9 protein-coding genes and 1 pseudogene are annotated in these 7,931 nt (G+C 61.3%); 2 read left to right on the plus strand and 8 right to left on the minus strand.

Annotated elements, in window-relative coordinates:
- The 3 genes from NV64_RS15750 to NV64_RS15760 form a co-directional block, all read right to left on the minus strand.
- Positions 1-1,621, minus strand: a 1,621-nt coding sequence (locus tag NV64_RS15750; protein ID WP_233209000.1) for an amidohydrolase, incomplete at its 3' end; no start/stop codon positions are given.
- On the minus strand, positions 1,614-2,198 hold the full coding sequence (locus NV64_RS15755) for an antibiotic biosynthesis monooxygenase (RefSeq protein WP_101506281.1): 585 nt from the start codon (positions 2,196-2,198) through the stop codon (positions 1,614-1,616). The genes NV64_RS15750 and NV64_RS15755, both read right to left, overlap by 8 nt.
- A gap of 40 nt (positions 2,199-2,238) precedes the next feature.
- A complete protein-coding gene (locus NV64_RS15760) occupies positions 2,239-2,880 on the minus strand; it encodes a hydrolase (RefSeq protein WP_056241168.1) in 642 nt (213 codons plus the stop codon).
- Between the two features lie 130 nt (positions 2,881-3,010).
- Here NV64_RS15760 and NV64_RS15765 point away from each other — a divergent pair, with 130 nt between their 5' ends.
- Both NV64_RS15765 and benD read left to right on the plus strand, forming a co-directional pair.
- Positions 3,011-3,919 carry a LysR substrate-binding domain-containing protein gene (locus NV64_RS15765; RefSeq protein WP_101506294.1) on the plus strand — a complete coding sequence of 303 codons (909 nt, stop codon included), beginning with the start codon at positions 3,011-3,013 and terminating at the stop codon, positions 3,917-3,919.
- A gap of 325 nt (positions 3,920-4,244) precedes the next feature.
- Positions 4,245-5,024, plus strand: a complete 780-nt coding sequence (gene benD / locus NV64_RS15770) for a benzoate diol dehydrogenase BenD (protein WP_101506282.1) — start codon at positions 4,245-4,247, stop codon at positions 5,022-5,024.
- Here the strand turns inward: benD and NV64_RS15775 are convergent.
- The 5 genes and pseudogenes from NV64_RS15775 to NV64_RS24140 form a co-directional block, all read right to left on the minus strand.
- The gene (locus tag NV64_RS15775) at positions 5,021-5,356 is read right to left on the minus strand and encodes a DNA-binding transcriptional regulator (protein ID WP_056236407.1); all 336 of its coding nucleotides are present in this window, start codon (positions 5,354-5,356) and stop codon (positions 5,021-5,023) included. The genes benD and NV64_RS15775 overlap by 4 nt on opposite strands.
- Positions 5,349-5,738, minus strand: coding sequence for a type II toxin-antitoxin system RelE/ParE family toxin (locus NV64_RS15780; RefSeq protein WP_101506283.1), 390 nt, complete (start codon positions 5,736-5,738; stop codon positions 5,349-5,351). Before NV64_RS15780 ends, NV64_RS15775 begins: the two co-directional genes overlap by 8 nt.
- A gap of 75 nt (positions 5,739-5,813) precedes the next feature.
- Positions 5,814-7,394: an MFS transporter gene (locus tag NV64_RS15785; protein WP_101506284.1), complete on the minus strand. Its 1,581-nt coding sequence runs from the start codon at positions 7,392-7,394 to the stop codon at positions 5,814-5,816.
- The gene (locus tag NV64_RS15790; protein WP_056236404.1) at positions 7,391-7,810 is read right to left on the minus strand and encodes a DoxX family protein; all 420 of its coding nucleotides are present in this window, start codon (positions 7,808-7,810) and stop codon (positions 7,391-7,393) included. The genes NV64_RS15785 and NV64_RS15790 overlap by 4 nt, the downstream gene beginning before the upstream one ends.
- A 48-nt stretch (positions 7,811-7,858) precedes the next feature.
- A pseudogene (locus tag NV64_RS24140) lies at positions 7,859-7,931 on the minus strand (hydrolase); the annotation flags it as partial.

Below are 7,931 nucleotides of genomic sequence, written 5' to 3' on the forward strand. Positions count from 1 at the left end.
TGAAGCGGCCGGCAGCATACACCACGTCGCCGTTCACCACGGTCATCACCGACTCGATGCCTTTGATCTCTTCCTCATGCACGCTGAAGTAGTCTTTTGACAGAATGGCCAGGTCGGCCAGCTGCCCCACCTTAATCTGCCCTTTCTTGCCCTGCTCGCTGGAGAACCAGGCGCTGCCCTGGGTCCACAGCATCAGCGCGGTTTCACGATCCAGACGGGCGTTCACGTCATACATCGCCATGCCGCCGACGGTGCGGCCGGACACCAGCCAGTAGAGCGCGGTCCACGGGTTATAGCTGGCCACGCGGGTGGCATCGGTGCCCAGCCCGACCGGCACGCCCATCTCCAGCATCTTCGCCACCGGCGGCGTCTGCTTCACCGCTTCATGGCCGTAGCGCTCGGCAAAGTATTCGCCCTGGAAGGCCATGCGGTGCTGTACCGCGATGCCGCCACCCAGCGCCTTCACGCGCTCAATATTGGCTTCGGTAATGGTCTCCGCATGGTCGAAGATCCAGTGCAGGCCGTCAAACGGGATCTCACGGTTGACCTTCTCGAACACGTTCAGCATGCGGCTAATCGATTCGTTATAGGTCGCGTGCAGGCGGAACGGCCAGCGGTGCTCCACCAGATGGCGCACCACGCGCTCCAGCTCATCTTCCATACCCGGCGCCAGATCCGGGCGCGGCTCAAGGAAGTCCTCAAAGTCGGCGGCGGAGAACACCAGCATCTCGCCCGCGCCGTTATGGCGGTAGAAATCGGTACCCTGGCCCGGCGACAGCATATCGGTCCACTTCTCGAAATCTTCCAGCTCGTGGCCCGGCCGCTGGGTAAACAGGTTATAGGCGATGCGCACGGTCAGCTGCTTCTTAGCGTGCAGCTCGCTGATGACTTCATAGTCGTCCGGATAGTTCTGGAAACCGCCGCCGGCATCAATGGCGCTGGTCAGCCCGAGTCGGTTCAGCTCGCGCATAAACTGGCGGGTCGAGTTCACCTGCTGATCCAGCGGCAGTTTCGGTCCTTTCGCCAGGGTTGAGTAGAGCAGCATCGCGTTGGGACGGGCGATCAGCAAGCCGGTCGGGTTGCCGTTGCCGTCGCGCTGGATCTCGCCGCCCGGCGGGTTTGGCGTGTCGCGGGTGTAGCCCACCACCTTCAGCGCGGCGCGGTTGAGCAGCGCGCGGTCATACAGGTGCAGGATAAACACCGGCGTATCCGGTGCTGCTTCGTTGATCTCGTCCAGCGTCGGCATGCGGCGCTCGGCAAACTGGAACTCGTTCCAGCCGCCCACCACCCGCACCCACTGCGGGTTTGGCGTGCGCAGCGCCTGCTCCTTCAGCATGCGCAGCGCGTCGGCCAGCGAGGGTACGCCCTCCCAGCGCAGCTCAAGGTTGTAGTTCAGACCGCCGCGGATCAGGTGCAGGTGCGAGTCGTTCAGCCCTGGAATACCGGTGTGGCCGTGCAGATCCACCACCTGCGTTGCCTCACCGGCAAACTGCATCACCTCCGCTTCGCTGCCCACCGCGAGGAATTTACCGTCTTTAATCGCTACCGCCGTCGCCAGCGGGTTTTCACGGTCCACCGTGTGGAACTTACCGTTGGTCAGAATCAGTGAGGCGTTATTCATCGTTACTCTCCAGGGCTTTGCTGCCGCGCGGGGCCAGCCAGTTTTTCAGTAAGGTGGTCAGTGCCGGCATCCAGATATACACCACTAATGCGACAACACAGGCATCGTTAAGAAAATGTCCCCACAGCGTGCCGGTTGCCGCCGGCAGCAGCTGATGCCAGAACCACGGCACCAGGTTAGTGGAGGGGAAGATCACCGCCAGCGTCAGCAGAAACTGCTTCCACTTTTTCGGCGGCTGGCGTTCTGCTGTCGGTGGCGTAAACCAGAAAGCGGCTCCCGGGCGCACCTCAATATGTTCCGGCCCGCACAGCAGCTGCGGCAGCTCGGTGAGCAGCGCCTTACGCTGTTCAGAGTTAATCCAGTGGTAAAGATTATCCAGGCTGTCAAATCGTATCAGCACCGTCCACGTCTGCTCGCCGTGTACCGGGCGCAGGACGTTCACCCCAAGGTGCCCCTCAAACAGCGCCGCCTGCGGCATCACTTTTTCCAGCCAGCGCTGATACTCTTCCTGCTTCCCCGCCAGCAGGCGGTGGGTGATCACCAGGGTGACGTGATCGGGCTGATGCGGATAATCCACGGTGCTCTCCTTTACATGCCCCCGTCAGGGGGCTGCGTTATCAGGCTTTACGGGCCGGGGCTTTGTGTACCAGGGTGTAGGCGTAATCAACGCCCATGCCGTAGGCGCCGCTGTGCTCGCGCACCAGGTCCATCACCGCGTCGTAGGTCTCTTTACGCGCCCAGTCACGCTGGTACTCCAGCAGCACCTGCTGCCAGGTCACCGGCACCGCACCCGCCTGCACCATGCGGTCAATCGAACGCTCGTGGGCATCCACGCTGGTGCCGCCGGACGTGTCGGTCACCACGTATACCTCGAAGCCCTCTTTCAGCGCCATCAGCGCCGGGAAGGTCAGGCACACCTCGGTCCACAGGGCGGAGATAATCAGCTTCTTACGGCCGGTGGCTTTCACCGCCGCCACGAAGGCCGCATCTTCCCAGGAGTTCATCGAAGTACGCTCAATCGGCTGCACCTCCGGGTGCACCGCCAGCAGCTCCGGCCAGATGTAGCCGCTGAAGCTTTCGGTTTCCACCGAGGTATAAATGGTCGGAACGTTAAAAATCTTGCCCGCTTTGGCCAGCGCCACGGTATTATTTTTCAGCTGCTGGCGGTCGATGTTGGCGACGCCGAACGACATCTGCGGCTGATGGTCGATAAAGATCAGGGTGGAGTTCTGTGGGTCCAGCAGGTCGAATTTAGACATTTTTATATCCTCAGTAAGTTTGATTTTTTTCGGTTCGTCTTGCGTGTTGACACAATACGAAATGCGGGCCTGCGTTGATAACGGAAAGAATTCGGGTTGTTGTTAAACAATTTTTGGGTTGGGGAAAACCATGCGATTAAACCTTGAAGCGCTGCTGATTCTGGATGCGCTGGACCGCCACGGCACCTTTGCCGCGGCCGCGGCCAGGCTGTTTAAAACCGCCTCCGCGCTGAGCTATACCGTGCAGAAGATGGAGAGCGATCTGAACATCACCCTGCTGGATCGCTCCGGCCACCGCGCCACCTTTACGCCCACCGGGCGGCTGATGCTGGAGAAGGGCCGGGTGCTGCTGCGCGCCGTCGGCGAGCTGGAGCAGCAGGCGCAGTACGTCGAAAGCGGCTGGGAGAGCAAGCTGACCATCAGCCTCGATGCTTCGGTGCCGTTTGCGCTGCTGTCGCCGCTGATCGACGAGTTTTACCAGCATCACCAGCACACCCGGCTGCTGTTCCGTCACGACGTGCTGGCCGGCTGCTGGGAAGCGCTGAGCTACGGCGAGGCCGATATTGTATTTGGTGCGGTGCAGCCGCCGGCGCGCCAGGGCGGCATTGACTACGTGCCGGTGGGGTGGCTGGAGTACGCGTTTGCCATCGCCCCCGATCACCCGCTGGCGGCGCTGCCCGGCCCGCTGCTGCGCGAGCAGATCCGCCAGTACCGCGCGGTGGTGGTCAACGACAGCTCACGCCACGCCGAAGGCATTGACCTGCGGGTGCTGGACGATCAGCCGATCCTCAGCGTGCACAGCTTCGCGGATAAGGTACAGGCGCAGCTGGACGGGCTGGGCTGCGGCTACCTGCCGCGCTACCTGGCTGCCCCGCACCTGGCCAGCGGCCGGCTGGTTGAGCGCCAGCTGGACAGCGAAGCGCGCCGCGACGAAGCGTTTCTCGCGTGGAACAAGACCTCAGGCGGTAACGCCGCCTGCTGGTGGCGGGAAAAGCTGCAGAACTTTGCGGGTATCAGCTCGGTGTACGCGCCGCTGTAATGGCATTACCGGCCAGCGCCCTGCTGGCCGGTTAGCTGAGTGGTCACAGACTGAATCCGCGCGACAGCGCGGTTTCAGCTAAATTATCGCTTCCCTCTTCTCTTTCCTCTTTCCTCTCTGCCGGAAGCCGTTTCACTCTTCTGCCCCGGTATACGCGCCAGCGCAACTGGGGCGGGATCCGCTCAGCCCGGCGTTGCCTTGCCGGTCTTTTATCGTAATTCCTCCCATAGCATCTGGCGAAACGATCGGGAAATACTGCCGGTGTTATCAGGATTTCAGGCGCGGCACCCGCCTGCGCCTGCCCCATTACAGACAGGGAGGCAGTATGAACGGACGTTTTACAGGAAAAGTGATGGTAGTCACCGGAGCCGCGCAGGGCATTGGCCGCGCGGTGGCCGAACGGGCGGCGGCGGAAGGCGCCAGGCTGGCGCTGATCGACCGCGCCGGTTACGTCTGGGCGCGGCAGGAGGAGCTGGAAAAAAGCGGCGCTGAAGTGCTGGCGCTGCGTGCCGACCTGGAACAGTGGCAGGCAACACAACGGGCCATCAATAAGGTACAGGCGCATTACGGGCGCATCGACGTGCTGATCAATAACGTTGGCGGCACGATATGGGCACGCCCCTTCACGGAATACAGCTCGCAGCAGATAGAAGCAGAGGTGCGCCGCTCGTTGTTTCCGGCGCTGTGGGGCTGCCGCGCGGTGCTGCCGCTGATGCTGGCGCAGGGCGGCGGCGGCATCGTTAACGTCTCATCCACCGCCACCGCAGGCATCAACCGCGTGCCCTACTCGGCCAGCAAAGGTGGGGTCAACGCGCTGACCCGCTCGCTGGCGATGGAGTATGCCGGATACAATATCCGCATCAACGCCACCGCCCCCGGCGGCACCGAGGCGCCGCCACGGCTGACGCCGCGTAATCAGGAAACCGCATCAGACCAGGAGCAGAGCTGGTATCAGCAGGTGGTGGATCAGACCTGCACCGCCAGCCTGCTGCACCGCTACGGCACGCTGGCGGAGCAGGCCGCCGCGATCCTGTTCCTCGCCAGCGACGAGGCCAGCTATATCACCGGCACGGTACTGCCGGTGGCGGGGGGCGATTTGGGTTAGGCCATATCGGCGAAAACTTCCGGCCCCTTCACTTCAATAGTATTAAGAATGCGCAATGCAGCATTACCTGGCTGGCTTTCATTGCGCTCCCACTTGGAAACGCTCTCGACAGACATTCCAAGTGTTTCTGCCAAATCGCTTTGAGACAATCCATAGCGTGTGCGTACATTTTTGATCTGTGCGCCGTCCATTTGACGAAGTTTCGGTAGGCGGTCACGAAGCTGGCGTGCCTTCAGACGAGCATTAACACGCTCTACGGTTTCATCTGAAACAGCACCCAGCTTGTTATAGCGTTCTGCCATACCCTGCAGGCGTTTTAAGCGTTCAGTCATCACACAGTACCTCAATTAATTCTCTGTCAGTGACAAGTCGCTGTCTCACAACATCACTCATCAGTAAAAAGTCCTGAGCGAGATCACAATAGGTTGCAATCTCATCATCTTCCAGCTCCTTACCTTTCTTCTTCGATAACTCACTTTTTACATAAATATCGAAAAAATATAAATGCTCGCCTTGAGCAAAAAAAATGATGGAGCGTGCCCCATCTCTGGCTCCCGTTCCCGCAGTTCCCAGCCGTTTTTTGTAAACGCTACGTCCCAGGTGCCCATCATGTGATCCTTTTCTGACCAGCTCAGCCGCTTTACACAGTTTTTTATCACTGATAAAAAATCGTTTTCTATCCCGATCGAATTCAGGTGTTAGCAAGATTGGCATAGTCCGTTACCCCATAAAAAACCGTAAGCATGACTATAGTCTTGCTTACGGGCATTCACAACCAACAGTACAAATTTAATGCAGCGAAATAAAGTGGTGCACCTGCGGTTTCTCCTCACCCTGGTGGAAGCGGGTCACGCTGCTCTGCAGATCGGCATCGGCGTTGGAAACGCGCTGGTGCTGGCGCAGATGCTCGTGCCAGGACTCGACCAGGAACCACTCAATCAGCTTATTCGCGTCGTGGCTGTGTTCGGCAATGCCCCAGGCATAGGCACCGTCACGGCGGCGGGTTAGCGACAGTTTCTTAATCTCCGCCAGAAACGCCGGGCGATCCTCCTGCGCAATCCGGTACTCAATCTGAATCATTACCGGGCCGCGGTCGGCGGTCACCTCGCCGTTGATCTGCGGTTCGTCCCAGTGGCCGGACGGCTGCAGATCCGCTTCACCGGCCGGCAGCTTAATGCGCAGGCAGATAATCGCCGTCAGAGTCAGCAGGGCGGCAGAAATCAGCAGCGTCGCCACCAGGCCGGTTTTCGCGGCAACCAGGCCCCAGAACAGGCTGCCGGCCGCCATCGCGCCGTTGAAGATCATCAGGTACACCGCCAGGCCACGACCGCGCACCCAGTCCGGCAGCACCGACTGCGCCACGCCGTTCAGCGAGGTCAGCGCGATGATCCAGCTGACGCCCAGCACCACCATCAGCGGCAGCGCCAGCGCCTTCAGCGGCAGCAGGGCAATCAGCAGCATCACGGCGGCAGAGAGCAGTGCCGACACCAGCATCAGCCCGTCCACGTTCATGCGCTGGCGCAGTTTCGGCAGCAGCAGCGCACCGACGATGGCGCCGATCCCCACCGCACCGAGCATCACGCCATAATATCCGGCGGTTCCCTGCAGCAGATTACGGGCAACCAGCGGCAGCAGTGCCCAGATGGCGCTGGCGAAGAAGAAGTAGATGGCCGAACGTAACAGCACCCGGTGCAGCTCGCGGCTGGCTTTTACGTAGCGGATACCGGCACGGAAGGCGCCGAGGAAGTGCTCGGACAGTTCGTTCTGCGGTTTGTGCGGCCGCTTCCACAGCAGCAGCGCGGCGATGACAAATACATAGCTCAGCACGTCGGCACCGTAGGCCGCCCAGGCACCCAGCGCCGCCAGCAGCAGGCCGCCGGTGGCCGGGCCGACGGCGCGGGCAATATTGATGCCGAGCGAGTTCAGCGCCACGGCGTTCTTCAGCTGCGGCCGCGCCACCAGTTCCGGCACGATCGCCTGCCAGGCCGGGCCCATCAGCGCCGCGCCGATACCGCCGATAAAGGTCAGCGCCACCAGATACTCAACGGTCAGCAGGTTGTTCTGCGACAGAATCAGCAGCGTGGCGCTGACGCTGGCCAGCAGCAGCTGAACAAAAATCAGCAGGCGACGGCGGTCAAGGATGTCAGACAACACCCCGGCCGGGATCGCCAGCAGAAAAATCGGCAGGGTGGCGGCGGTCTGCATCAGCGCCACGGCGGCCGGATTCGACGACAGCCCGGTCACCAGCCACGAACTGGCGACGTCGCGCATAAAGCTGCCGGTGTTACCGAGGATGGTCGCCGCCCAGATCATCGCGAACAGCCCCTGCTTCAGCGGTGCGAAAGCACCCGTCTCACTGTTCTGGCTCATTTCTGGCTCCGTAAATCATGCCATGCGACGTACACCAGCGCGCCCGCCAGGCCGAGGTGCTCAAAGAAACCGTTCATCACCATGCCGCGTTCCGCAACCGGCACCTGCCAGAAGCGGTTAGCCATAAAGGTGGCGGCGAGGGTAAACAGCGCCAGCGCCAGCGCGCCCAGCCAGCGTAACCGGCCGCTGAGGATCAGCAGTGACGCGCCCAGTTCCAGCACAATCACCGCCATCGCCATCGGTGCCGCCGGAGACAGGCCAAAATGCTGCATTTCCGCGATGGCTCCGGGGAAGTCCAGCAGTTTGACCAGCCCACCCTGCAGATACGCAGAACAGATTGCCAGCAGCGCCAGCCAGCGGACGGCCGTTGATGAGATCGGTGAAGCAGGCAGAGCAAAAACAGGGGAATTACGCATGGCAGGCTCCTGCCGGAAGCCACGGTGGCTTCCGGCGTTAAGGGATAATCAGGCTTTACGGGCCGGGGCTTTGTGTACCAGGGTGTAGGCGTAATCAACGCCCATGCCGTAGGCGCCGCTG

The sequence above is a fragment of the Erwinia sp. B116 genome (assembly GCF_002865965.1).
Lineage (GTDB): Bacteria > Pseudomonadota > Gammaproteobacteria > Enterobacterales > Enterobacteriaceae > Erwinia.

Coding starts and splice junctions, on each gene's coding strand:
- NV64_RS15785 (WP_101506284.1), bottom strand. CDS start 7,394: ATGAGCCAGAACAGTGAGACGGGTGCTTTCGCACCGCTGAAGCAGGGG.
- NV64_RS15775 (WP_056236407.1), bottom strand. CDS start 5,356: ATGACTGAACGCTTAAAACGCCTGCAGGGTATGGCAGAACGCTATAAC.
- NV64_RS15780 (WP_101506283.1), bottom strand. CDS start 5,738: ATGCCAATCTTGCTAACACCTGAATTCGATCGGGATAGAAAACGATTT.
- benD (WP_101506282.1), top strand. CDS start 4,245: ATGAACGGACGTTTTACAGGAAAAGTGATGGTAGTCACCGGAGCCGCG.
- NV64_RS15760 (WP_056241168.1), bottom strand. CDS start 2,880: ATGTCTAAATTCGACCTGCTGGACCCACAGAACTCCACCCTGATCTTT.
- NV64_RS15765 (WP_101506294.1), top strand. CDS start 3,011: ATGCGATTAAACCTTGAAGCGCTGCTGATTCTGGATGCGCTGGACCGC.
- NV64_RS15790 (WP_056236404.1), bottom strand. CDS start 7,810: ATGCGTAATTCCCCTGTTTTTGCTCTGCCTGCTTCACCGATCTCATCA.